General features: G+C 35.1%; 19 protein-coding genes and 1 pseudogene. 7 read left to right on the top strand and 13 right to left on the bottom strand.

All coding sequences use genetic code 11. The features are described from left to right. Nucleotides 1–176 precede the first annotated feature (176 nt). Genes thrC through PRO_RS09275 form a run of 3 tightly spaced genes read right to left on the bottom strand, consistent with a single transcriptional unit; the run spans nt 177 to nt 3,706 of the window. Nucleotides 177–1,289: a threonine synthase gene (thrC, locus tag PRO_RS09285; protein WP_011126034.1), complete on the bottom strand. Its 1,113-nt coding sequence runs from the start codon at nt 1,287–1,289 to the stop codon at nt 177–179. Nucleotides 1,290–1,292: 3 nt separating this feature from the next. Then, the gene (locus tag PRO_RS09280; RefSeq protein WP_011126033.1) at nt 1,293–1,859 is read right to left on the bottom strand and encodes an alpha/beta hydrolase; all 567 of its coding nucleotides are present in this window, start codon (nt 1,857–1,859) and stop codon (nt 1,293–1,295) included. Beyond that, nucleotides 1,859–3,706, bottom strand: coding sequence for an ABC1 kinase family protein (locus tag PRO_RS09275; protein ID WP_011126032.1), 1,848 nt, complete (start codon nt 3,704–3,706; stop codon nt 1,859–1,861). Before PRO_RS09275 ends, PRO_RS09280 begins: the two co-directional genes overlap by 1 nt. 75 nt (nt 3,707–3,781) lie before the next feature. Between PRO_RS09275 and PRO_RS09270 the strand changes: the two genes are divergently transcribed. From PRO_RS09270 to PRO_RS09260, 3 genes are all read left to right on the top strand, one after another. After that, nucleotides 3,782–5,470, top strand: coding sequence for a DNA repair protein RecN (locus PRO_RS09270; protein WP_011126031.1), 1,689 nt, complete (start codon nt 3,782–3,784; stop codon nt 5,468–5,470). An 86-nt stretch (nt 5,471–5,556) separates the two neighbouring features. Beyond that, entirely contained in the window at nt 5,557–8,472 is a 2,916-nt protein-coding gene (uvrA, locus tag PRO_RS09265) for an excinuclease ABC subunit UvrA (RefSeq protein WP_225866392.1), read from the top strand. Nucleotides 8,473–8,662: 190 nt separating this feature from the next. Continuing rightward, nucleotides 8,663–10,057, top strand: coding sequence for a glycosyltransferase (locus PRO_RS09260; RefSeq protein ID WP_011126029.1), 1,395 nt, complete (start codon nt 8,663–8,665; stop codon nt 10,055–10,057). Here the strand turns inward: PRO_RS09260 and PRO_RS09255 are convergent. Genes PRO_RS09255 through PRO_RS09245 form a run of 3 tightly spaced genes read right to left on the bottom strand, consistent with a single transcriptional unit; the run spans nt 10,009 to nt 11,708 of the window. Continuing rightward, nucleotides 10,009–10,272, bottom strand: a complete 264-nt coding sequence (locus PRO_RS09255) for a hypothetical protein (RefSeq protein ID WP_011126028.1) — start codon at nt 10,270–10,272, stop codon at nt 10,009–10,011. The genes PRO_RS09260 and PRO_RS09255 overlap by 49 nt on opposite strands. 22 nt (nt 10,273–10,294) lie before the next feature. After that, a complete protein-coding gene (gene mraY / locus PRO_RS09250; protein ID WP_011126027.1) occupies nt 10,295–11,407 on the bottom strand; it encodes a phospho-N-acetylmuramoyl-pentapeptide-transferase in 1,113 nt (370 codons plus the stop codon). A 49-nt stretch (nt 11,408–11,456) separates the two neighbouring features. Continuing rightward, nucleotides 11,457–11,708 (bottom strand): DUF3134 domain-containing protein, encoded by a 252-nt coding sequence (locus tag PRO_RS09245; protein WP_011126026.1) that lies wholly within the window; start codon nt 11,706–11,708, stop codon nt 11,457–11,459. Between the two features lie 270 nt (nt 11,709–11,978). On the opposite strand from PRO_RS09245, the gene PRO_RS09240 reads away from it, so the two are divergent. Continuing rightward, nucleotides 11,979–13,187 (top strand): argininosuccinate synthase, encoded by a 1,209-nt coding sequence (locus PRO_RS09240; RefSeq protein ID WP_011126024.1) that lies wholly within the window; start codon nt 11,979–11,981, stop codon nt 13,185–13,187. A 196-nt stretch (nt 13,188–13,383) separates the two neighbouring features. Here PRO_RS09240 and rpsF read toward each other — a convergent pair. The 3 genes and pseudogenes from rpsF to PRO_RS09225 all read right to left on the bottom strand — a co-directional run. Then, nucleotides 13,384–13,836: pseudogene (rpsF, locus tag PRO_RS09550) on the bottom strand (30S ribosomal protein S6); the annotation flags it as partial. A gap of 81 nt (nt 13,837–13,917) precedes the next feature. Continuing rightward, nucleotides 13,918–14,376: a Tic20 family protein gene (locus PRO_RS09230; RefSeq protein WP_011126022.1), complete on the bottom strand. Its 459-nt coding sequence runs from the start codon at nt 14,374–14,376 to the stop codon at nt 13,918–13,920. Between the two features lie 4 nt (nt 14,377–14,380). Then, nucleotides 14,381–15,283: a shikimate dehydrogenase gene (locus PRO_RS09225; protein WP_011126021.1), complete on the bottom strand. Its 903-nt coding sequence runs from the start codon at nt 15,281–15,283 to the stop codon at nt 14,381–14,383. Nucleotides 15,284–15,390: 107 nt separating this feature from the next. Here PRO_RS09225 and dnaK point away from each other — a divergent pair, with 107 nt between their 5' ends. Further along, nucleotides 15,391–17,292, top strand: a complete 1,902-nt coding sequence (gene dnaK, locus PRO_RS09220) for a molecular chaperone DnaK (RefSeq protein ID WP_011126020.1) — start codon at nt 15,391–15,393, stop codon at nt 17,290–17,292. On the opposite strand, the gene PRO_RS09215 is transcribed toward dnaK, so the two are convergent. Further along, complete coding sequence (locus tag PRO_RS09215; protein WP_011126019.1) at nt 17,293–18,375, bottom strand: FAD-dependent oxidoreductase; 1,083 nt, start codon at nt 18,373–18,375, stop codon at nt 17,293–17,295. It abuts the gene before it with no gap. Between the two features lie 184 nt (nt 18,376–18,559). On the opposite strand from PRO_RS09215, the gene PRO_RS09210 reads away from it, so the two are divergent. Beyond that, a complete protein-coding gene (locus PRO_RS09210; RefSeq protein ID WP_011126018.1) occupies nt 18,560–19,855 on the top strand; it encodes an O-antigen ligase family protein in 1,296 nt (431 codons plus the stop codon). Here the strand turns inward: PRO_RS09210 and PRO_RS09205 are convergent. The 3 genes from PRO_RS09205 to acnB form a co-directional block, all read right to left on the bottom strand. After that, nucleotides 19,824–21,377, bottom strand: coding sequence for a B12-binding domain-containing radical SAM protein (locus tag PRO_RS09205; protein ID WP_011126017.1), 1,554 nt, complete (start codon nt 21,375–21,377; stop codon nt 19,824–19,826). The two genes, PRO_RS09210 and PRO_RS09205, sit on opposite strands and share 32 nt — an antisense overlap. 65 nt (nt 21,378–21,442) lie before the next feature. Further along, entirely contained in the window at nt 21,443–22,846 is a 1,404-nt protein-coding gene (locus PRO_RS09200; RefSeq protein ID WP_011126016.1) for a ClC family H(+)/Cl(-) exchange transporter, read from the bottom strand. Next, nucleotides 22,847–25,438, bottom strand: a complete 2,592-nt coding sequence (gene acnB, locus PRO_RS09195; protein WP_011126015.1) for a bifunctional aconitate hydratase 2/2-methylisocitrate dehydratase — start codon at nt 25,436–25,438, stop codon at nt 22,847–22,849. A gap of 151 nt (nt 25,439–25,589) precedes the next feature. Here acnB and PRO_RS09190 point away from each other — a divergent pair, with 151 nt between their 5' ends. Further along, a complete protein-coding gene (locus tag PRO_RS09190; protein WP_011126014.1) occupies nt 25,590–26,663 on the top strand; it encodes a 3-deoxy-7-phosphoheptulonate synthase in 1,074 nt (357 codons plus the stop codon). Nucleotide 26,664 lies beyond the last annotated feature (1 nt).

The raw sequence follows: 26,664 nt of genomic DNA, 5'->3' as shown, positions 1-26,664 counted from the left end.
TTCTTTTTTTAAATTTGTGGATTTGATTTTCTTCAATTGTGGATTAAAAACTGAAATCCACTATTAAAATATTTTTGTTGAAAAAACAAGAAGGATTTCTTGTTTTTCCACAGAATATCACTGTTGTGTTTTTGCTCTTCCCCAGGCACAAATCTGATTGTCTACTTTTTTTGTTTTTAAAACCCCATATTTTCTGCAACTGTTTTAATGTCTGGACTTATTCCCTCTTTAAACACAGCATCATTATTTTTAATCGCACAATCAGGATCTTTTAGACCATTTCCAGTTAAAACACAAACTATTTTAGAATTACTAGGTATGCTCTCTTTGACTTTTAATAAACCTGCAACTGATGATGCGCTAGCAGGTTCACAAAAAATACCTTCTTCTTTACCCAATATTTTATAGGCATTTATAATTTCTTCATCAGTAACATCTGTAAATTTTCCTTTTGATTCTTTTTTGACTTTATAAGCATTTTCCTTATTCACTGGATTTCCTATTCTAATTGCTGTAGCAATTGTATCTGGATTGTCTATAGTTTTTCCTAGTACTAATGGTGCTGAACCTTTAGCTTGGAAACCCATCATTTTAGGAAGTTTTTTAGATATGCCTGCAATATAATATTCATTAAAACCCATCCAATAGGCAGTAATATTTCCAGCATTGCCCATTGGTATACATAACCAATCTGGTGCTTCTCCTAAGGATTCAATTATTTCAAATGCGGCTGTTTTTTGTCCTTGAAGACGATATGGATTTACAGAATTGACCAGTGTTACTGGAAATTTATTTGATATATTTTGCACAATTTTTAATGCTTCATCAAAGTTGCCTTTTATTGCTAATACCTCTGCTCCATATACTAAAGCTTGTGCTAATTTTCCTTGTGCTACATAACCTTCTGGGATTAAAACAAAACTTCTCATTCCCCCTTTTTTTGCATATGCAGCTGCAGATGCAGATGTATTTCCAGTGCTTGCACAAATTACAACTTTAGTACCATTTTCTTTAGCTTTACTTATTGCCATTGTCATACCTCTATCTTTAAAAGATCCTGTTGGGTTTAATCCATCATATTTTGCATATACCTTGACATCTTTTCCGATTATTTTATTTATATATTGAAGTTCAATTAGTGGAGTTGCACCTTCTTGTAGGGTAATAATAGGTGTTTTTTTAGTAACAGGAAGCCAATGCTTATATGCTTCTATAATCCCAGGCCAATGCTTGTGAACAGCTTGATGATTCTGTTTTGTAATAAATTTTTTGAAAAATGACCTTGCCATAATTTAATTAGAATCTTTTTTGAGTTTATCTAATGGTGCATTAGAGAAAAATCTTACAAGTTCATTTGTAGATTCTACTTTGTTAATAACTTTTAATAACTCACTTACATCTATTGCAATAACTTTGCTTGGATATGCCTTGATAAAACTAATTATATTTATTGTTTCATCACCTTTTGCAATTGCTTCTATAGTTGCTGCTTTTAAAGCAACTATACTAATTGATTCTTCAGGTATTCTATAAGGATATATAATTTTAGATACTCTTTTTAGAATTACACCACCAATTTTGCTATATAACAATCTACTAGTAAGCTTTATTGGTGCCTTATACTCTTTTCTTAATATCTCTCTAATCTCTCTTTCATTTTGATTTTTAAGAACTCTTTTTAAAAATTGTGATTTAACACCTCTTTTACTAAAGTTCTCTAATTCTTCTACAGTAATACTTCGACTTAGTATGCTGATATAAAAAGTTATTTTCTCTGCAGAATATGCAGGGTAAAAGATTAAATTGGTAACAATTAACATCATGCTAATTAGATAACCTTTTGCTTTGTTTATGTTCATTATTGCTTCACTCCAGCTGCTAGCTTAATAATCCTTACAACACTTTTCTTAGTTACTTTTTTAGCTATTTTTATACTCATAACTCTTGTTAGTGGCTCTTTTATTATTCTATTTAGTTTTTTGAAAATGAGATTTGTATTTAATTCTGGGATGTTACTTAATATTCCAATTAATTTTTGAAGTGGCTCTATTTCGTTTATCATTCCAGCATCTAGATTTAGATTATTTAATTTAAGGGTATTAGGTAGTCTTTTATTTATATTTTTTATAGCATACAAATTCAATAAGTCGAATCTTTCAGCAATAGTTTCGATTATTTCTTCTCTTAATATTCCACCATTTTCTGAAAATAGAAAATCTATAACCTGGTCTAATAGGTTTTCTATATTTATTTCTTTTTGTTTAGATGCATTTGATACAAGATTTTCTAATCTATTCCATTTAAAAATCCCGCCATCAAAAAGCATTTCTTTTAAACTTTTTCTTAGTTTAGGGTCTGGATCTTCCATTAATCTTCTTGCAAAATAAGGATATGCTGCGCCTAGAATCTTGAAATCTGGATCTACACTTAATGCTATTCCTTCAAGTGTTATTAAAGATCTAATAATTAGAGCGTAATATGGTGGTAATTGAAAAGGAAATTTATACATTAAGCCTGACATGTCATCAGTCACTGTTTTAAAATCCATTTTACTCACTCCCATAGTTAAGGCTCCATCAAAAACCTTTTCAAAAGCTGGAACAATTGGTTCTAGGTTTACATCTTCATTAAGAAAACCTAATTCAACAAAATCTTTTGATAATTTATCAAAATTCCTATTTACCAAATGAACAACAGCTTGTATCAATCCTGTTCTAGATTTATCAGTGACTTCACTCATCATCCCGAAGTCTAAGTAACAAAGTCTACCATCGTTTAAAGCAAGTATATTTCCTGGGTGTGGATCAGCATGAAAGTATCCATGCTCAAGTAGTTGTTGAAGACTACAATTTACACCTATTTCAATTAGCTCATTAGGATTAATTCCAAGCTTTTTGACCCCATCTATATTTGTTAATTTGATACCATCAATCCATTCCATTGTTAATACTCTTTTGCTAGTTAGATTTTTATACATTTTAGGTACTGTTATTTTTTTATTCTTTTGATGTAGTGTTTCAAATTTTTCAGCATTATTTGCTTCATTGATATAATCCATTTCTTCAAAAACTCTTTTTCCTAGTTCATCAATTAATGCAACTAGATCACTTCTAATAAATCCAACATATTTTTTTAGCCATATAGCGATATTTCTAACAATATATAAATCGAGAGTGATTTGTTCCCTAAGCCCTGGCCTTTGTATTTTTACTGCTACTTTCTCGCCACTGTGCAAGATTGCTTGATGAACTTGTCCTAGTGAAGCTGCTGATATTGGATCTAGTTCAAATGATTTAAAAACTTCTTCATATGTTTTTCCAAGGTCTTCTTTAATACATGCTATTGCTAATTCGCTTGCAAAACCTGGCAGTTGATCTTGTAATTGTGCTAATTCTTCTAAGACTATTCTTGGGACTACATCAGGGCGTGTTGATAATGCTTGTCCTGCTTTTATGAAAGCGGGACCCAGTTCCACAAGGAGGTTTGTAAACTCTTTAGCTCTTTCTCTCGCTCTAGTTTCATTGTTCAGTAGTCCTATTAATTTGTCCCATCCAACACCTATGAGAAATAAACAAATTGGAATTAACGTTTCCCATAATCTTTTTATAAGTCGACTGGGGTTCTTTTTGTAGATATTACTGATTTCATTAGGGTCATATGACTGCAATCCAGCAGCTTCAATGAAATCACCAAGTTCTTCTTTCATTTTGCGATGGTGGCTTCAATACCCCTTCTAAATCATTGGGGTATTAGCTAGCTTTTAATAGATTACTTGAATACTGTGCTTCTAGGTCTTCGACTCCATAACATTGCGCTTATAGAAAGTATCAATCTTTCTTTTGAACAGGGTTTCTCAGTCTTCACAGGAGAAACAGGGGCTGGTAAATCTGTCTTTCTTTCTGCAATAGATTCTTTGCTTGGAGGAGGTTCAATTGGCTCTGGATCTCGATTAATGCGTTCAGGTACTAGTAATTGTTTAATTGAGGGATGCTTTTCTATAGATTCCAATGTAAAAAATTGGCTTGAAGAAAATTCTTTTGAGATTAATGAGCAAGAATTTTTTGTTTCTAGAGATTGGAAAATAACTGATGGACGACTGACAAGTAGAATCAGGCTTAATGGAGAAATAATTAATAAAAAGCAAATTCTCACTTTAAGACCTCGATTGATTGATTTAGCAGAGCAAGGACAATCTCATCAGTTGAATTCTTCTACATATCAATTACAGCTTTTAGATAGATTTGGATCTGATGAAATAGATAAAGCAACTACTTTGGTTAAAACTTCTTGGAATCAGTGGTTGACCTCTAAAAAAGAATTGGAAGAAATCAAAATCAAAATGCTCAATATTGAAGATGAATTGTTAAAAGTTAAGGCATTTCTATTAGATCTAGAAACCATAAAGATTGAGAACCCTTTGGAGGAAGTAGAATTAAAAGAAGAACAAGATCGTTTGGTTCATGGTGTTAAATTGCAGGATGCTTTATTAATATTATTTAACAGATTAAAAGATAGTACTGATGAGTTTCCTACAGTTCATGATCATTTTTCAATTTGTATTCAAGAGCTCAAGACCATTGCTAAATTAGACCCCTCTCAGTCTATTCATTTAGATATTTTATTAGATTTGTACAATAAATTAGATGATTTCTTAGTGGGTTTAGAAGATTATAGAGGTTTGTTAGATACGGATCCTGCGAAATTAGATTTAATTCAAAATAGATTAGCCGATATTAATAAATTAAAAGTTCGTTATAATCTAGATTACTCCAATCTTATCTTAAAACGTGATCAATCTTTACAACTTTTAGAGAAGTCTAGTATTGATGATGAATTTAATGATTTAGAAGAGAAAGAGAAATTATGTAAATTAGATTTAGAGACGAATTGTTTGCTTTTAAGTAAAATACGAAAAAAATATGCTGGCCAATTAGAAGAAAATCTTGTTAATTATTTAAAGCCTTTAGGTCTTGAACATATTCAATTTAAAGTCGATTTTTCTCCTTCTCCTTTTTCTCAAATTGGCTCTGATGCAATTGAATTTTTGTTTTCTGCTAATCCTGGCGTAGCTTTGGCACCCTTGGCTGATATTGCGTCAGGGGGGGAAAGATCTAGATTTTTGCTTGCCTTAACAACGGTTTTTGCTGATGTAAGTGGCTCGTCTACATTAATTTTTGATGAAATAGATGCTGGTGTAAGTGGTCGTATTAGTGCAGCTATTTCAAAATTATTGAAGAATCTGTCTTTTAAAAAGCAAGTATTTTGCATTACACACCAGCCTTTAGTCGCTGCATTAGCAGATAATCATTTTTCTGTTTTAAAAATAATTAATGATGGCATGACTAATTCTAAAATCCTTTTGTTAAAGGATTTTAAAGACCGACAAGAGGAGTTAGCTAAATTAGCTGGAGGTAATTTTGCGCAAGCAAATGAATATGCTGCAAGCTTGTTAGCTAACAAAGCAGCATAATAAGTGACAATCTTTATAAGATCATATGATTGATTCATGGGATTACTATGAGGCCCTCCGTGGCTAAAGCAAACCAAAAATCTATAATGTCTGACTCTTTTGAGGATGTAATCTGCATTCGTGGTGCACGCCAACATAATTTAAAAAATGTTGATATAACTATTCCTCGCAATAAATTTATTGTTTTTACTGGCGTAAGTGGAAGCGGTAAAAGCTCTTTAGCATTTGATACGATTTTTGCTGAAGGTCAGCGTAGATATGTAGAAAGCCTTTCAGCATATGCGCGACAATTTTTAGGGCAAGTTGATAAGCCTGATGTAGATGCTATTGAGGGCCTTTCTCCTGCAATTTCTATAGATCAAAAATCTACCAGCCATAATCCTCGTTCAACAGTAGGCACAGTTACTGAAATCAAAGATTATTTACGTTTGCTGTTTGGCCGTGCAGGAGATCCTCATTGTCCTGAATGTGATCGGCCAATAAGACCTCAGACGATTGATGAAATGGTTGATCAGATTTTGACTTTGCCTGATGGGACCCGTTATCAATTACTTGCATCTGTGGTTAGAGGAAAGAAAGGAACACATGCAAAGTTGCTTTCTGGTTTAGCTTCAGAAGGCTTTGCAAGAGTAAGAATTAATAAAGAGGTTCGAGAGTTATCTGACAATATTGAACTTGATAAAAATCAATCTCACTCCATAGATGTTGTAGTTGATCGATTAATTGCTAGAGAAGGGATTCAGGAACGATTAACAGACTCTCTACAAACTGCTTTAAAGCGTGGAGATGGTTTAGCCATAGTTGAAGTTGTTCCGAAGAAAAATGAAGACTTGCCAGAGGGAATTGAGAGAGAAAGATTATTTTCTGAGAATTTTGCTTGTCCAGTACATGGAGCTGTGATCGAAGAATTGTCTCCCAGATTATTTTCTTTTAACAGTCCATATGGTGCCTGTCCTGATTGCCATGGTTTAGGCCATTTGAAAAAATTTACTTGTAATACAGTTATCCCTGATCCTTCGTTGCCTGTTTATGCAGCAGTTGCACCATGGAGTGAAAAAGAAAATGCTTATCATTTTTCTTTATTATTTTCAGTTGGTGAAGCATATGGTTTTGAAATTAAAACCCCTTGGAAAGATTTAACACTAGAACAACAAAATATTTTATTGAATGGCAGTGAACAACCAATACTTATTCAATCTGATAGTAGATATAATAAACAAGATGGGTATAAAAGATCATTTCAAGGTATATTGCCTATTTTAGAAAGGCAGTTACGTGATGCTAATGGTGAATCTGTTCGTCAAAAATTAGAAAAATTTTTAGAATTAGTCCCTTGTCCAACTTGTTCTGGTAAAAGATTAAGACCTGAAGCATTAGCAGTAAGGGTAGGCCCTTATTCAATTAATCAATTAACTGAAATTAGTGTTGCAGAAACATTAGAATGTATTGAAAAATTAATGGGCATTGGTAAATCAAAAAATAATTCTAAACCTTTACTTTCTTCGCGGCAAATGCAAATTGGTGAACTAGTTTTAAAAGAGATTCGCTTGCGATTAAAGTTTCTTCTTGATGTTGGACTTGATTATTTAAGTTTAGATAGACCAGCCATGACTTTGTCTGGAGGAGAGGCACAGCGTATACGTTTAGCTACACAAATTGGCGCTGGTTTAACAGGAGTATTATATGTTTTAGATGAACCAAGTATTGGTTTGCATCAGCGAGATAATGATAGATTATTATCAACATTAGGAAGGCTTAGAGATCTTGGTAATACTTTAATTGTTGTTGAACATGACGAAGATACAATTAGAGCCGCTGATTATTTGGTTGATATTGGACCAGGTGCTGGTATTCATGGCGGTAAAGTCATTGCTGAAGGTACATTAGAAAATTTATTAGCTAGTAAAGATTCGCTTACAGGAGAATATTTAAGTGGTAGAAGTTCTATTCCTACTCCAAAAGAACGGCGTAAAGGAGTTAATCGAAATCTTCGCCTGATTGGTTGTGATAGAAATAATCTTAAAAATATTTCTGTTGACTTTCCATTGGGTCGACTTGTTGCTGTTACAGGAGTTAGTGGAAGTGGTAAAAGTACATTAATTAATGAATTATTACATCCTGCTATAAATCATCAATTAGGTTTAAAGGTTCCCTTCCCTCAAGGATTAGAAGAACTACGTGGTATAAAATCTATTGATAAAGTTATAGTTATTGATCAATCACCTATAGGTAGAACACCTCGTTCTAATCCTGCTACCTATACGGGAGCATTTGACCCTATTAGGCAAATATTTGCAGCCTCTATTGAAGCAAAAGCAAGAGGTTATCAAGTTGGACAATTTAGTTTTAATGTTAAAGGTGGGCGCTGTGAGGCTTGTCGAGGTCAAGGAGTAAATGTGATTGAAATGAATTTTTTACCTGATGTATATGTGCAATGCGATGTATGCAAAGGAGCTAGATTTAATCGTGAAACTCTTCAAGTTAAATATAAAGGTTTTACTATTGCTGATGTTTTAGAAATGACTGTAGAGCAATCAGTAGATGTTTTTTCTGCTATTCCTCAAGCTGCAGATAGGCTTAGAACATTAGTGGACGTAGGTCTTGGATATATAAAATTGGGCCAGCCTGCACCTACTCTTTCTGGAGGTGAAGCTCAGAGGGTCAAACTGGCTACTGAACTATCTCGAAGAGCAACTGGTAAAACTCTTTATTTGATTGATGAGCCGACTACAGGATTAAGCTTTTTTGATGTTCACAAATTAATGGATGTATTACAGAGATTAGTTGATAAAGGTAATTCTATTATAGTCATAGAACATAATTTGGACGTAATTCGTTGCTCTGACTGGATAATTGACTTAGGACCTGAAGGAGGAGATCGTGGAGGAGAGTTACTTATTTCTGGTACCCCTGAAGATGTGGCAGCTAATTCTGATAGTTATACAGGAGTGTATTTGAAAAATGTTTTAGAAAAACATAAATTAAAAAATCCATCTAGCTAAAAAAATATTTTCTCGTTTTTCTTTGCATTTCGCTATATTATCGATATTAATGATTTTTTTAATTCATCAAATACCTTTGCTGACAAATGATTTGATCATTTTGAAAAAGTCTCTTTAGAATCCTTATGCTTTCTTTAGATTTAAATGGCACAAAATAAATTATCTATTTACTAATTCAATTGGAGGGAGTATGGGTTTAAAACTCCTTCATCTTCATTTACATGGCTTAATTAGGTCACATGATCTTGAATTGGGTAGAGATTCAGATACAGGTGGGCAAACTTTATATGTTTTAGAACTTGTTAAAGAGTTGGCTGCTTCATTAGAAGTCGATCAAGTTGATTTAGTAACTCGATTAATACAAGATCGAAGGCTAGCTTCAGATTATTCTCGGCCTCGTGAACGAATTGCCCCTAGTGCAAACATAATTCGAATTCCGTTTGGCCCTAAAAGATATCTCCGTAAAGAATTATTGTGGCCTTATCTTGATCAATTGGTTGATCAGTTAATTGATCAATTGAAACAAGCTAAAACATTACCTGATTGGATACATGCTCATTATGCAGATGCAGGTTATGTAGGGGCTTTAGTCAGCAGTCGTTTAGGTATTCCATTTGTATTTACTGGACATTCATTAGGAAGAGAAAAAAAGCGTCGCTTATTAGAATCAGGAATGGATCATTTGCAAATCGAAAATACTTATTCTATTAGCAGAAGAATTGGTGCAGAAGAATTGGCTTTAGCAAATGCCAATTTGGTAGTCACTAGTACCTTTCAAGAAGCCAATGAACAATATTCGAGATATAAGAATTTTGTTTCTAAACAAGCTAAGACTATTCCTCCTGGTGTGGATCTTCGTAGATTCAACACAATCTCTAAGCCTAATGAGTTTGAGGAAGTTCAGGATTTATTCGCCCCCTTTCTACGAAAACCAAATTTGCCACCATTATTAGCTATCTCCAGAGCTGTAAGAAGAAAAAATATTCCAGCCTTAATTGAAGCTTTTGGTCGCTCTCCTCTCTTACGTCAGAAGCATAATCTTGTACTTATTTTAGGAACACGTACTGATATGAAATTGCTTGATAAACAACAAAAGGATGTTTTCCAACAGATTTTTGAATTAGTTGATAAATATCAATTATATGGGCAAGTTGCGTACCCTAAGTTTCACCGACGAGATCAGATTGCTCCTATTTATAGATGGGCATCTAAATTAGAAGGTTTATTTGTTAACCCTGCATTAACTGAACCTTTTGGATTAACTTTACTTGAAGCAGCAGCTTGTGGATTGCCTATGGCTGCAACCGACGATGGTGGTCCTAAAGATATTTTGTCTAGTTGTAGAAATGGATTGCTTTTTGACGCTACTGATTTAGATGTATTGCAAAACACTCTTGAATTGGCTGGCTCTAATAAGAAATTGTGGCAACAATGGAGTAGCAGGGGAATTGATGGAATAAAAAAATATTATAGTTGGAATTCACATGTTTCAAAATATCTGTCTCTTATGAAAAATCAATTTAATTTATCTTCGACTCAATCATTGGCACAAGTTATTCCCTTATCTGGTATTAGGGCAAGTTGACGAAATGGAGGTTCTTCATTTATAAATCCCCATTTTTGAAAAATATTAGAATCTTTATGTGTAATTAGTTGTTGATTATTTATTTTTTTAAGAAAAAAACCTTCTTTTGCCATTCTTCGCATCAGCTTCGCAGATTCTTCGAAGCGATAGGCCATTGATTCTAAAGATTCGCAGTCTTGTGTAAGGCCTGCTTCCTTCCAAGTGAAATAACCCATTGTAAACCTTGCTTATATATTTTCAACGTAGCATTATTGCCATACATACAAAGCAAATAGTTATAAGCCAAAAATTTTGGACGATAATAGTTTCCTTGGTTCCTTCTAGTTCAAAATGATGATGAAGAGGAGCCATATTAAAAACTCTATAGCCTTTTCCTATTATTTTTTTCGTTGTTTTGAATACTCCAACTTGAATAATTACAGATACTGATTCTGCAAGAAAAATAACGCCCATTATTAGTAAAGACCAAAGTGTATTCGTTAGTAAAGCCACTCCTGCCAATGATGCTCCCATAGCTAGTGAACCTGTATCACCCATGAAAACTTTTGCTGGCTTTCGATTGAATATAAGGAAACCTAACCAGGCTCCTGCCATAGTGATACAGAAACTAGCAATAGCATAGTTTTCATTATTACCTCTTATGATTAATTCAATTGCTAATCCGGTGAAAACAATTGCTCCACAACCACTAGCTAAACCATCAAGTCCATCAGTTAAATTAGTTGCATTACTTTCTGCCAATAAAATGAATAATGCTATAGGCCAAAAAAGCAAGCCTAGATTAATAGTATTATTACCAAAAATTAATATATCTGTATTATTTAAATCTTGACTATAAATGAGAACCAAAAATATTATTCCAACAATAGTTTGCAGAATAACTTTACTTTTTACGCTAAGACCTTTGTTTCTTTTTAATGTAATACTTTGCCAATCATCAATCAAACCTATCAACATATAGGCTAGGCTCAAAAATGATAGAGCAACTAATTGCTTGCTAAAAGTATTATTACTTAATGCAAATAAGTTTGTCAGAATTAAACTAATTGGGACAATAAAAATTCCACCCATGCTAGGAGTTCCTGATTTTTGAAAATGTCCACTAGGACCTTCTTTTCGAACAACTTGTCTACAGTTAATTTTTTTTAGTTTTATTATTCCCCACTTTGTTATTATTGCAGAAATAATTATTGAGGAAATTAAGGGAACTAATAGTAAGCTTTTTTGTATAAATAAATCAACAATTATACTTACTACAATAATTCCAATAATCAATAAAATACTCGTAGGTAAGCCATTTTCTGACAAATCTCTACTTTTAAATCTATTAATATATTTTTTCCAATTCAATTTCTTTAAATCTATTGTGCAAATTTGATTAAATAGTTCTAAACAACTTTTAGTCTTCCCATTCGTCTTCTGTTGGTTCTTCTTCAGTTTTGTAATCTTCTTTTTCTCCCATAAGAGCGGATAACTCTTCTTCTTCTACAGTGCTAACTTCTTGAAGTGCAGATGATTCATCTGAAATGATTCTTCCACTTGTTTCTAGCCAACTAAGAAGATCAGGTTCCTCGCGTAGTGGTAGGACGGGGGCTTGCTCCTGTCTCCCATAGCGAGTTAGAGCCGGATTGATTGTATCGAGAGTGCTCATCAAATTCTACTTTCGACGATCTAATAACATAATGCATTATGAGTCTAATTTTTTGTTTTGGGAAATAAGTTTTTTTTATTTGCATTGACTTGGGCAGTTGCTTTAGCTTTGAGTTGGTTTTTTCATATTTGGGGTATTCATCACCCTGAACCTTTGGTCATTAGACCGCTTATAGTTTTGGGGTTGCTTGTTGGACCCTCTAGTATTTTGTTTTTTTATTTGACCTCTTTTCTTCGTCAACCTGAAATTTAATTTAAGGAGTTTTCGTTAATGGGAGATTTTCAGAAAGTTGTTCTTGCTTATTCTGGCGGAGTAGACACTAGTGCTTGTATTCCTTATTTAAAAAATGAATATGGAGTCGAAGAGATTATTGCTTTTGCAGCGGACTTGGGTCAGGGCGAAGAATTAGAAGTTGTTCGTAAAAAAGCTTTATTAGCAGGAGCAAAGGAATCTTTAGTTGATGATTTAATAGAACCTTTTATACATGATTTTGCATTTCCTGCTATTCGGGCAAATGCTCTTTATGAAGGTCGTTATCCATTATCAACAGCATTGGCAAGGCCTTTGATAGCAAGTCGCTTAGTTGAGTTGGCAAGAGAAATGGAAGCTGGTGCTGTTGCTCATGGTTGTACTGGAAAAGGCAATGATCAAGTTCGCTTTGATTTGGCTATTTCATCGCTTGCTCCGCATTTGAAGATATTAACCCCTGCAAGAGAGTGGTCCATGAGTAGACAGGAATTAATTTCTTATGGCGAGAAATTTGGCATTCCTGCCCCTGTAAGTAAAAAATCTCCATATTCGATTGATTTAAATCTTTTAGGGAGAAGTATTGAAGCTGGTCCATTGGAAGATCCCTTTTTGGCGCCTCGAGAGGAAGTGTTTCAGATTACTTCTTCAATTCAAGAGTCCCCTGATACTCCTGAAGAAATAGAAATTCAGTTTGAAGCAGGAAATCCAATTGCAATCAATGGAGTTACTTTGGACCCCGTAAGCATTATCAAAAAGGCAAATGCATTGGCTGGAAGGCATGGTTTTGGTCGAATAGATATGATAGAAAATCGAGTTGTAGGAATAAAAAGTAGAGAAATTTACGAGGCTCCAGGTCTTATGCTTTTAATAAAATGTCATCAAGAGATTGAAAGCATTACTTTGTCTGCAGATGTTTTAAGAACAAAAGTAGGTATTGAGCGGCAATGGGCTGATTTGGTTTATCAAGGTTTTTGGTTTAGTCCTTTAAAAAATGCTTTGGATGCTTTTATTGATCGTACACAACTTGATGTTAACGGATCAGTAAAAATTCAATTATTTAAAGGCAATGCTACTATCCAAGGAAGACAATCATATTCTAATAGTTTATATTTACCTGATATTGCTACCTATAGTGCAGAAGATCAATATGATCATAAATCTGCAGAGGGATTTATTTATGTTTGGGGCCTTGCTAATCGTCTATGGGCTTCAATTAATAGGGACAAATAGAGAAGATTGATATAGATTAACCTTCCTCTTTAACTTCTTTAGTATCTTTAGCTTCCTTCACTTCTTTAGTATCTTTAGCTTCCTTCACTTCTTTAGTATCTTTAGCTTCCTTCACTTCTTTAGTATCTTTAGCTTCCTTCACTTCTTTAGTATCTTTAGCTTCCTTCACTTCTTTAGTATCTTTAGCTTCCTTCACTTCTTTAGTATCTTTAGCTTCCTTCACTTCTTTAGTATCTTTAGCTTCCTTCACTTCTTTAGTATCTTTAGCTTCCTTCACTTCTTTAGTATCGTTTTCATTATTAGTTGTTGAAGCTTCTTTGTCTTGTGATTTTGTATTTCGCTTTGTAGGTAAAGGCCCATATTGTTTAACTGTAAGATATCTAATTACATCTTCACTTAATCTCATAGATCTTTCTAAAGTTTCTACGTGCTTTCCATTCCCTGTATGACTTAGTTGTACATAAATCCCTTCTTTATGTTTGCCAATTGTGTAAGCAAGCCTTCGCTTTCCACGCATTTGATTATCAATAATTTTAGCTTTGGCTTTTTCAAGTACTTCGCTATATTTCTTAAGATGCCCTTCAACTTCATCCTCCGGGATATCTGGACGGAGGATATACATGGTTTCGTAGTAGGTTGGATCTGACATAATAGTGTTTTCCGTCTAGGACTGAAGGCTCAATAAATAGAGCGACGGGGCTTTCAATCCTATACCTATATGGTTTTTTCTTCAAATCTGCATTTTTGCTGAAGCACTAATTCCTGGAATATCTGGTTCGATTCCTCTTATACATTGGGTGCTTGCATAAATTACTATCGCAAGACTACTTATAAATATTATTATTTCTAGAATATCAAGTCTGAAAAAACTTCCAGATAATTGAATGAATAAGATTTCTAGATAGTTAAAGATTATTAGAATTAGTTTTAGTAGAAGTGCCTGCATAGCATTAAATCTTATGAAATATGAAACTCTTGGATTTTTTGCTATCCCTATAAAAAGCAATAGAAATACTAGAAAACTTCCAATAGGGAGACTTCTTTCAATAATAAATATTGGCAATGTAGGTATTATAAAAATCTTTGATAATGGGAAATTTTGGAAAATATTATTTCCGTATTTAAGTGCATCACTCCAAGGAAGCATATATAAAAATACACTTATAATTTTGTCTAAGATTGTAATCATAGGATTAATTTAATAATGCTTTTTGCCCAGCTTTTCTCATTATATCAATAGGAATCTCTTCTATACCACTCCATAATCTAAGAGAGGATGCACCTTGTTGAACAAGCATTTCAAGCCCATCAATTTGATGACAGGAATATTTTCTACTTAATTGCAACCATTTTGTAGGTTTAGGTGTATAGATTAAGTCGTATAAAGTTGACCCTGGCTGAAGATTTTCCCAGATACTTTTACCTAGTGGAATTTCCGAAGAGCTTTTACTATTTGCTTTATTTTCCATACCTATGGGTGTTGCATTTACAATTAAATTAGCAGCTTTAATATATTCTTCTAAGGTTAAATCTTCTTGAATTAATCCATCAATCTCTGTGCAAAGATTATTATTATTTATTAAAAATTTCTTTAATGAATTTTTTGTGCGGCTAACAATAGTTATTTTTCCAAATTTTAAAGTATCCAGACCATGTAATACAGCTTTTGCACTGCCTCCAGTACCTATTATTATTGCGTTTTTCCCTTCATAATTTATTTTTCTTTCTAATAAAGAAGAACGAAAACCTTCAATATCAGTATTGGTTCCAAACCAGTTTTTTCTTTTGCTTGGAATTAATGTATTTACTGCTCCAATTTGTTTGGCAATACTACTTAGTTCATCACATACATCAAGAGCTATATTTTTATGAGGAATCGTTATATTTAATCCTTTGCAATTAATTGTTCGTAAAGCTTTGATGACTAATTCAAAATTTTGGGGTTTACATGGAATTGCTAAATAGCACCAGTTCAAACCAAGTTCTTTTAGAGCAGCATTTTGAATTATTGGTGATAATGAGTGCTTTACGGGGCATCCAAGAACCCCTACCAGGCTTGTCTCTCCATTAATTGGTCCTTTTATAAGTTGTTCCATTTTTTTAGACTACTAAGTTTGCTGTTCGGGAACCACACCTCGCCTCTATGTACACTCACTGCCGAGGATGACTTGATTAAAGAATTTAATTCAGGAGCAGTATTCCAATGGGGAAGGTTGTAGGGATTGATCTTGGTACAACTAATAGCTGTGTTGCTGTAATGGAGGGAGGGAAACCTACAGTAATTGCAAATGCAGAAGGTTTTCGAACAACACCTTCTGTTGTGGCTTATACCAAAAATCAAGATCAACTGGTTGGTCAGATTGCAAAACGCCAAGCAGTGATGAATCCAGAGAATACTTTTTATTCTGCTAAACGTTTTGTAGGAAGGCGAGTCGATGAAGTAAATGAAGAGTCTAAGGAGGTTAGTTATTCTGTAGAGAAGTCAGGTTCTAGCGTAAAACTAAAGTGCCCAGTTTTAGATAAGCAATTTTCACCTGAGGAAGTTGCTGCTCAGGTTTTAAGAAAACTTTCAGAAGATGCAGGTAAGTATTTAGGAGAAAATATTAATCAAGCGGTGATTACTGTCCCTGCATATTTCAATGATTCTCAACGTCAAGCTACTAAGGATGCTGGCAAGATTGCTGGATTAGAAGTTTTAAGGATTATTAATGAACCAACAGCAGCAGCACTTGCTTATGGATTAGATAGAAAAAGCAATGAACGCATACTAGTTTTTGATTTAGGTGGTGGTACTTTTGATGTTTCTGTACTAGAGGTTGGTGATGGAGTATTTGAAGTCCTTTCAACGTCTGGTGATACTCATTTAGGTGGAGATGATTTCGACAAAGTAATTGTTGATCATTTAGCTGCAACTTTCAAAGCCAATGAAGGTATTGACCTTCGGCAAGACAAACAAGCTCTTCAACGCCTTACAGAAGCAGCAGAAAAGGCAAAGATTGAATTGTCAAATGCTACTCAAAGTGAAATTAATCTACCTTTTATTACTGCTACTCCTGAAGGACCAAAGCATGTAGATTTAACACTCACTAGAGCAAAATTTGAAGAATTAGCTTCTAATTTGATTGATCGTTGTCGTGTTCCTGTTGAACAGGCATTGAAAGATGCAAAGTTATCTACCGGAGAGATTGATGAAATTGTTATGGTTGGAGGATCAACACGTATGCCAGCAGTAAAGGAACTAGTTAAAAGAGTTACAGGGAAAGATCCTAATCAAACAGTTAATCCAGATGAAGTTGTTGCAGTTGGTGCTGCTATTCAGGGAGGGGTATTAGCCGGAGAAGTTAAGGATATTTTGCTGCTGGATGTGACTCCGTTGTCTTTGGGTGTTGAAACGTTGGGTGGTGTGATGACTAAAATGATTACTCGAAATACGACTGTACCTACTAAAAAAACAGAGACTTATTCTACTGCTGTTGATGGTCAGACAAACGTTGAAATTCACGTTTTACAAGGTGAACGTGAGATGGCATCAGATAACAAGAGCTTAGGTACTTTTCGTTTAGATGGGATCCCTCCATCTCCTCGTGGAGTCCCTCAGATTGAGGTAACTTTTGATATTGATGCAAATGGAATTTTAAGTGTAACTGCAAAAGACAAAGGTAGTGGTAAAGAGCAAAGTATTTCTATTACAGGTGCATCTACTCTTTCTGATAATGAAGTTGAGAAGATGGTGAAAGATGCCGAAACTAATGCGACTGCAGATAAAGAAAAAAGAGATCGTATAGATATTAAAAATCAAGCAGAAACACTTGTATACCAGACTGAGAAACAACTTGGAGAATTAGGAGATAAAGTTGATGAAGAAGCAAAAGCAAAAGTCGAAGCAAAGCGAATTCAATTAAAAGAAGCAACAGAGAAAGATGACTACGAAACAATGAAAACTCTTGTCGAAGACCTTCAAAAGGAATTGTATTCTTTAGGTGCTTCTGTATATCAACAGTCTAATGCTGCTTCTCAAGCAGCAGATGGAACCTCATCCGAATCTAATAATTCTACTGAGGGAAATGATGATGTAATTGATGCTGAATTTACTGAGTCTAAATAATCAATTTTCTATTTGTTTTGCTACCCATTCCGCACATGCGGGAGCCAATAATATTCCATTTCTATAATGGCCTGCATTAAGTATTAGCCCTGGTTCAATCTTTTCTAGTAAAGGAGCGGCTTGGTTTACAGGTTTGGCTCTTATTCCATACCAATGATTCTCAATAGAAGAGCTTAGAAGCCAATTGGGTGCCTTTCCATTGAGGTTTTTCAAGCTTTCTAAATTTAACTTATTTGGCTGATCTCCTTTTTCTAAAGTTGCACCTACAAGTAACTCGTTATTTTTTTGGGGAATCAGATTAATACCATTAATATTTAGAACACTAGGCCAATTCTCCCAATTCCCTTCATGATCATGCAGCTTAAGTTGTATTACTTGTCCTAGGACTGATTCCATAGGATACTCATGCCCTGCCGTTTTCAGAAGCGATTGGCTTCCTAAAGCTGAACAAATAATTATACAATCTGTATTGATAATAGAGTGACTATTTAAATTTAATTTCCATTTAACTTTCTTGTTGGTTGATACTCGTTGCAGAGAAATAACTTTTGCATTGATTTTATCTACTTGTAGTTTTTCTAAACTAATCATTAGGGATTTTAGTAGCTTTATTGGATCAATACGTCCATCTTGTTTTGAGATTAACCCTCCATATATAACTTCTGGCCAAGAACGTCCTTGCGATTCTTTTGACGTACTTTTTAATTGAGCTACTCCTAAGTGACTCTTTTCATTAATTATTTTTTTTATCCATTCCATCTCTTGATGATTTTTTGCTATTTGAATGAGTGGGGTTTCTATTTGCAATAGGGAATCAGATTTAGATAAGGTTTGCAGTAATGAGGGCCATAGTTCCATACTTCGTTTTCTAAGCTTCCAACTGCGCCCTGATGATCTTCTAAATACATACCCCATGAGGATGCCTAATGATGCTTTGCTTCCTGTGATTGAGTCTTTATATGAGATTGGCTTGCTGAGTTCAGGATCAATAATCATAACGTTATGCCCTAGCTTTGCGAGATGAAAAGCTGTTGTACTACCTACTATTCCTCCTCCAATGATCGCAATATCTTGTATAGCCATGTTTAAATCCCTATGAATTGTTGGCGTTGAAAGAGGTATTAGTTGTTATAAAGAGATAATGAAGGATTTTTGAGTATTTGGCTTTTACAACTTTAACTTTGTAGTTCATCTACTCTGATCAGCCTGACTCTACTTGTTAATTGTCAGGATGGATTTTTCCTGAACGCTTTCCTATTATTCTTGCATGAACTTTTTGCATTGGCTTGCTAATTCAAAGCCTTTGAAAACCAATCTATCAGGATGGATATGTTTTCAAATTGGACTTTTATTTTTAGCGTCAAGTGCTTTTATTTCTGGAATATTTTTTGTTATAGCAGTTGTTCTTGGCAGTAGAAAAAGGTTCAATCTTTGCTTGAAAGATAAATGGAATTATCCCTTATTGATTGCTTCCTTCTTAATGTTGGCTGGTAGTGTGCGAGCGTTTTCTGGCTGGCTTGCTTGGGTTGGATTGGCTAATTGGCTTCCATTCTTTTGGTGTTTTTGGGCTTTTCAGCCTTATGTCTTAACAGCTGTTGCTAGAAGGCGATGTGCTCTTTTGTTACTTGTTGGCACTATTCCTGTTGTGTTTTCAGGGATAGGGCAGCTTTGGTTTGGCTTGGAAGGGCCATGGCAGTTTCTCAATGGTTTAATTATTTGGTTTATTGAACCAGGAGGTCAGCCAACTGGTCGTTTATCAGGTCTTTTCAATTACGCAAATATTGCAGGGGCTTGGTTGGCATTAGTTTGGCCAATCGCCTTGGCTACTTTAGTGCAGCCTTCTATGAATTGGACAAAGAGAAGCGCAGCTTTTCTTGTTCTCTTATTCATAGCTATTTCGTTGGTATTAACTAATTCTAGAAATGCTTGGGCAAGTATGTTTTTATCTATGCCTTTTGTTTTAGGAACTGCTACTTGGTTTTGGGTTCTCCCTTTAATGGCTCTATCGCTGTTTCCAGTATTGTTATCTGTACTTCCATTTGTTCCTACGGAGATACAGTTTATTGCTAGAAAAATTGTTCCTGAAGGATTGTGGAGTCGTTTAACTGATCTTCAATTTGCTACTGATAGGCCAATAGAGGCTACAAGAATATTTCAATGGAAAGATGCTATCGCATTATTTTATCAAAAACCATGGTTTGGATATGGTGCTGCAGCGTTTTCTGTACTTTATCCACTTAGACAGGGAATTTGGCATGGGCATGCGCATAATTTGCCCCTTGAACTAACAGTTGCTCATGGTTTGCCAGTAGCAATATTGCTTGTTTGTATGATTCTTTTATTATTAATTATTTCTTTTAGGTGTTGCTTTTTTAAGCAGCATACTTTCGGAATTAATTTGTTTGATCGAGCATGGTGGGCTTCAACTTTTACTCTGATATTTATTCATGGTGCAGATATTCCTATGTTTGATAGTCGTATTAATCTGGCAGGATGGATATTTTTATCTGGATTACGGTGTTTGATTGCTTCTAAGGAATCAGAGCGTGTTCTTGATGTTTGATGAGTTGTTCGAATGTTAGTGGGCCTTCAATATGCATCCAAGGTAAAGCTTGATCTATGCTCCACTCATTGTTAATGACTTGTTCCCAATGCGGAAGTTGTTGATTAGATATATTTGGTAAGCTTGTGTCTTGGATTGTTTTATATGCTTTTTTCCATCCCCCTAGGCTATTGTTTGACCCTCGAACTAAAGCAATTACATTAGCCAATCGTCTATCACTTCTTGATATAAGTGTTTGAATTACGCTCCATCCGTAGCTTTCAGGTCGAAAATCTATGCCATTAGGCTTTAATTGTTTAGCAAGTTTTTTTAGTCTTTTTTTACTTTCTTTACGAAGACCAAACCACTGAAAGGGTGTATGAGCTTTAGGCACAAATGTACTTACTCCAAATGTTAGGCGAAGACCCGAGTTTCTTTGTTTGATTTTTAGTAGTAAATCTACGCTTGCTTGAATATCATCTTCATTTTCTGTTGGTAATCCAACCATTCCGTAGAGTTTCATACTTTTTAGCCCTCCTTCTTTTGCATATCTTGCTGCAGCAAAAATTTCTTCTTCGGCAAGTTTTTTGTTAATTACTTGTCTGAGCTTCTCACTTCCACTTTCAATGGCAATTGTGATTGACTTACTATTACGTCGAGAAAGTAACTGAGTCATTTTTAAATTAACTGTTGTTGCTCGAACAGAACTTAAACTAAGTCTCATATCTTCAAAACGATCTTTGTTGAGCCAATTTAATAAGTCTTCAAATTCTGGGTGTTGACTGATTGATGCACCTAACAACCCTATTCGTTTTGTGATAGCAAATCCTTTTTCTACAGCTGGAATAAGACCTGCTTCTAGCGATGAATTTCGAAATGGTAGATTTAAGTAACTTGCTAAACAGAATCGACAAAGTTCTGGACAGCTACGAACCACTTCGATCATGTGTATATTTGGCCATGCTGCTTCAGGTGTAATAACAGTTGAGTGACTTAAAATATTTTTTTTCCAAGTTTGTTTTGAAATTTTTGATGGGATATCTGGAGAAGTTGGTGTGATGCCTATTAATTCACCACTGCAATTGTATTGAGGTTGATAAAAAATTGGTACATATATTCCTGGTACCTGAGCTAGTGCTTTTAATTTTTCAGTACGAGATAAGTCTTTTTTTTCTTGAATTGTATTAATAAAGGCTGGCAATAAGTTTTCTCCGTCACCCAGCAGAACTACGTCTAAAAAAGGAGCGAATGGTTCCGGGTTTGCTGTAAGAACTTGCCCGCCACCAAAAACAATTGGATCATTTTCTGAACGTTTTTGGCTCCAAATAGGAATCTTATTTTTTTCTAGTAGATCAAGAAGTACTGGTCCGTCTAATTCCCAGCTTAGAGAAAATCCAAATAAATCATTTCTCCGATGAGGTGCATCTTCTTGGTCAGTAAACTGTCGTCTGACATCTATATCTATTCTTTGAGCAAGAGTTGCCCAGATGATTTGAAATCCAAGACTCGTAATACCTACAGAATATGTGTTTGGGAAAGCCAATGTTGTCCTAAGTGCATCATGCTTAGGAACATTTGGTTTAAAAAGAAGGGTTTCTTTGTTCAGTGTTAGTTAGGGGGAGGAAGAGATAATTCAGAATTTTCTACTTCTGTTGGTTCATTTAACTCCATTTCGATTTGTCTTTCATAGATTGATTTTTCATTAATGAGTTGAGCGACTAAAAAGCTGGTAATACAAGCCACTAAGACTGGTTTTAGCATTAAAAGATCTTTTGTCAGCGCAAATGCTAAAAACATTGCTGTAATTGGTGTTCTTGAGCAACTAGCAACAAATGCTCCCATCCCTGCAAAGATGTATGTGCTTGGCACATGTCCAGTTAAGGTTGCGACCCACGTTCCACATGCTGATCCAATACACCCTCCAAGTGTGAGCATTGGGAAAAATAGCCCTCCAGGTGCTTTTGAAGCAGCAGCGAGTCCTGTGGTAAAGAATAAAACGACAAATGTACCTAAAGATAAATAAATATTTGCATTGCCAATAGCAATTAAATTTTGTAGTTCTCCTACATGGTGAAATTCTTCTGGTAAAAAGGAATAAACAATTCCTAGTATTACCCCACTAATTGACATTCTTAGAATAAGTTTATTTTTAAACCATTGATTTCCTTTACGTTGCATTATTAGGACATATTTACAATAGAGTTCTGCTAAAACACCTACTATTATTCCTAGAGCTATTAAATATCCAAGGTCTATTGGGAGAAAATGTATTAAAGGGGTATATTCACGTTCAATTTGAAAACCAAGAGTTTGATCAAATCCACCAGTATGGCCATTTAATCCAATTGCTTGTAAGACATCAGCCCATGTATCAGCCCAAAAGGTTGTGATAACAACGAGTAGAAGAATTACAGGTCGTGCTGAGTGTAGTAATTCCTCCATTGTATAAATGAAGCCGCCTATTGGTGCACTAAATATTGCTGCGATACCTGCACCCCCTCCTGCAGCAACGATTACACGTCTAAAGGCTATAGGAGCGTTTAACCATTGCGCCATTTTCCATGCAACAGAACCTCCCATCTGTACTGCGGGGCCTTCAGGGCCAAGTGGAAAACCACTTCCTATAGATATTATTCCTGCCATTAATTTGATTATTCCAACTCTTAACCCCATGGGCACTTTTCTATGACGTAAAAAAGCCATGATATGAGTTACACCTGAACCTCCTGCTGCAGGAGATAATTTGGAGATTAGTGTTCCAGATAATAGCCCGCCTATTCCTCCTAAAGCAGGCAAGATCAGCCATGCTGGCTGCATTTTAAGAAGGTTTAGTCGCCAATTATCTAAAAGATAAATACCTTCTTTAAAGAGGACACCGGTTAATGCTGCACCTAGGCCTGTTAAACCTAATGCCAAGACGACTACAAACCATCGCTGACGTAATAAATTACGAATACTATGACTGGAGTAACTTTGTTTAAGTCGTATACTTATTTCATTAACTTTCTTCATTTATGTAGCCTTTATAAGTTTTTCGAGCGCATCTTCGCTAATAATTTTTCCTTTTTCTTCAAAGTTATCAATCTCATTGAAATTTAGATAACGATATAGTTCATCAGAGAGTGGATTTATTTTCTCTGCCGCTATAGTTTTATATTCATTCAATGTTGGTATACGACCTAGTAAGGCGCAAACTGCCGCTAATTCTGCACTACCTAAATAAACTTGTGCACCTTTACCTAGTCTATTGTTGAAATTTCTTGTGCTCGTTGAGAATACTGTTGTGTTATCTTCCACCCTTGCTTGATTACCCATGCAAAGAGAACAACCTGGTAGTTCCATTCGACTACCAGCTTTTTCAAATATTTTGTAATAACCTTCTTCTTTTAGTATTTCTTCGTCCATACGTGTAGGTGGACAAATCCATAATCTTGCTTTAATGACTCCTGCATTTTCTAGAATCTTTGCTGCAGCTCGATAATGTCCAATATTAGTCATACATGAGCCAATAAATACTTCTTGGATTGCTTGACCTGCCTCTTTACTAAGGAGTTTTACATTATCAGGATCATTTGGACATGCTAAAACTGGTTCATATAGTTCATCAAGATTGATCTCGATTTGATCAGAATAAATTGCATTGAGATCCGCTTTTAATAATTTTGGTTTTTTTAACCATTTCTCCATCTCATTAATACGTCTATTAAGTGTTCGAGCATCTTTGTAACCTCGAGCCATCATGTTTTTTAATAGCGAAATATTGCTACGCAGATATTCTGATATTGTCTCTTTTGATAGTTGAATAGTGCATCCAGCGCATGACCTTTCTGCACTTGCATCTGTAAGTTCGAATGCTTGTTCTAGTTTGAGATTCGGTAACCCTTCTATTTCCATAATTTTGCCGTTGAAAATATTAATTTTGTTTTCTTTCGAGACTGTTAGTAATCCTTTTTGAATTGCTATGAGAGGAATTGCATTAACGACATCTCGTAATGTAATGCCTGGTTGTAAAGAGCCTTTAAATTTCACTAAGACTGATTCCGGCATATCCAATGGCATTGCACCAATTGCAGCGGCAAAGGCAACTACACCAGATCCTCCAGGGAAAGAAATGCCTAGAGGGAAACGAGTATGACTATCACCTCCTGTACCTACTGTATCTGGTAATAGCATTCTATTAAGCCAGCTATGAATAATTCCATCTCCAGGTTTGAGTGCTACTCCTCCTCTTTCTGCAAAGAAATCAGGTAATTCTTTGTGGGTTTGAATGTCTACTGGTTTTGGATATGCTGCGGTATGACAAAAGCTCTGCATAACTAGATCAGCTGAAAAACCAAGACATGCGAGCTCTTTCATCTCATCTCTTGTCATTGGCCCTGTTGTATCTTGACTTCCTACTGTTGTAATTACAGGAGTACAACTTGTACCTGGCTCAATTCCCTTTAGGCCACAAGCTTTGCCAACAATTTTCTGAGCTTGTGTAAATCCATGGCAGTTATCTGTCTGTTTTCCAGGACGAATAAAGATATCTATTGGCTCTAAGCCGAGTTTTTCTCTCACTTTGTCAGTTAAAGCTCTACCTATGAGTAGTGGGATACGCCCTCCTGCTTGAATTTCATCTAAAATTGTTGATGGTTTTAATTCGAATGATGCAATATTTTCTCCATTTTCATACCTTTCAATTTTACCTTCATAAGGATGGATTGTAATTACATCACCAGTTCTTAATTTGCTGACGTCACACTCAATAGGTAAAGCACCTGAATCTTCAGCAGTATTGAAAAAAATAGGTGCGATTTTGCCTCCAAGAATTATTCCACCTGAGCGTTTATTGGGAACATAAGGAATATCTTCACCTATATGCCATAGAACAGAGTTAATGGCTGATTTTCGAGAGCTACCTGTTCCTACAACATCTCCTACATAAGCAATAGAGTGTCCTTTCTTTTTAAGAGAAGTAATTGTTTTAAGACCTTCAGGATCTCTTGTTTCAAGCATTGCTAGTGCATGAAGCGGAATGTCAGGTCGTGTTGTTGCATGAGTAGCAGGAGATAGATCGTCTGTATTTGTTTCCCCTGAGACTTTAAACACAGTGACAATGATTTTGCTTTGCAATTTTGCCCTTCGAGTAAACCATTCTGCATTTGCCCAACTGTCTATAATTTTTTTAGCAAAAGCATTGCTTTTTGCTAACTCCATTACGTCATTTAAAGCGTCATAAATTAAAAGTGTGTTACTTAAACTCTCAGCAGCAATATTTGCTAGTTCTTGATCTTTATTCTTCAAGATTTCTAGAAGCGCCGAAACGTTATAGCCACCCATCATTGTTCCTAAAAGCTGAGTTGCCTTAGCAGGACTTACAAGTGGGCTGATAATTGCTTTTTGAGCTACTGAGCTAAGCCAAGAGGCTTTTATATAGGATGCTTTGTCAACACCAGGTGGAATACGATTTTCGAGAAGGTCTAATAAAAATTCTGCATCTGTCTCTGATGGTGGTTTTTCAAGTAATTTCGTGAGTTCATGAGTTTGTTCATGATCTAAAGGGAGAGGAGGAATACATTTGTGCTGCCTTTTTAAAGCTTCTTCATGATAATTTTTCAGCATTTTGTTCATTCCAGTTTCTTTCAAAGCCTAGATTTTTAACTTATTGTGTTTTTATATAATCTAACTTTGATTCTAGATAGATGCAGAACTGCAAGTTCGTAATGTATTTAATTTTTAGTTTCTTGAAATCTGTACTAATGAGGAAGGGATAATGACCTTTTCAACGAATTTTCAGATATCTGATAAAACTTCCGATCTACACGTTGTTGAGACTAGGCCATTAGTCCCTCCAGCTTCCCTTCACAAGGATTTGCCATTAGATCATCACTCTTCAACCATTGTTTCTAAGACAAGAAAAACAATACAAGCAATTCTGGCAGGATCAGATTCACGATTATTGGTAATTGTTGGCCCTTGTTCAATTCATGATATTGCTGCTGCCAAAGATTATGCAAATCAGCTGCTTCCGCTAAGAGAAAAATTTTCTAAGCAACTCGAAATTGTAATGAGAGTTTATTTTGAAAAACCTAGGACAACTACTGGTTGGAAGGGTCTCATTAATGATCCTCATCTTGATGGGTCTTATGACATTAATACTGGTTTAAGAAGAGCGAGATCTTTGCTTCTAGATTTAGCAAATTTAGGTATTCCAACAGCAACTGAGCTTTTAGATCCTGTTGTTCCTCAATATATAGCTGATTTAATTAGTTGGACTGCAATTGGGGCAAGAACGACTGAGAGTCAAACTCATAGAGAAATGGCTTCCGGATTATCTATGCCAATAGGATATAAGAATGGAACAGATGGGACTATTGCTATTGCTATTAATGCTATGAAAGCAGCTTCAAAGCCTCATCATTTTCTAGGTATTAATCATGAAGGCCATGCATCTATTATTAGTACGACAGGCAACCCTGATGGTCATCTTGTTTTGAGAGGGGGAAGTAGTGGTACTAATTATCATCTGGAATCAGTGCAAAAAGTTGCTCAAGAACTTCTACAATCAGGCTCAAAAAGTAAAGTGATGGTTGACTGTAGTCACGGTAACTCAGATAAGGATTTTCGAAAACAAGGTATTGTCTTGAAAGAGGTTGCTAAGCAGGTTAAAGAAGGTTCGTCTAATGTCATGGGAGTGATGCTTGAGAGCCATTTGGTTGAAGGTAATCAAAAATTAACTAAGGACTTATCAACATTGATTTATGGAAAAAGTATTACAGATGCCTGTATAGATTTGAAGACGACAGAAACTTTGTTTGAGCAACTTGCTGATGCTGTTACTTTTTAAG

The sequence above is a fragment of the Prochlorococcus marinus subsp. marinus str. CCMP1375 genome (assembly GCF_000007925.1).
GTDB lineage: Bacteria > Cyanobacteriota > Cyanobacteriia > PCC-6307 > Cyanobiaceae > Prochlorococcus_E > Prochlorococcus_E marinus.
Note: the sequence above shows the minus strand (reverse complement) of the source record. Positions and strands in the feature narration are given on the sequence as shown.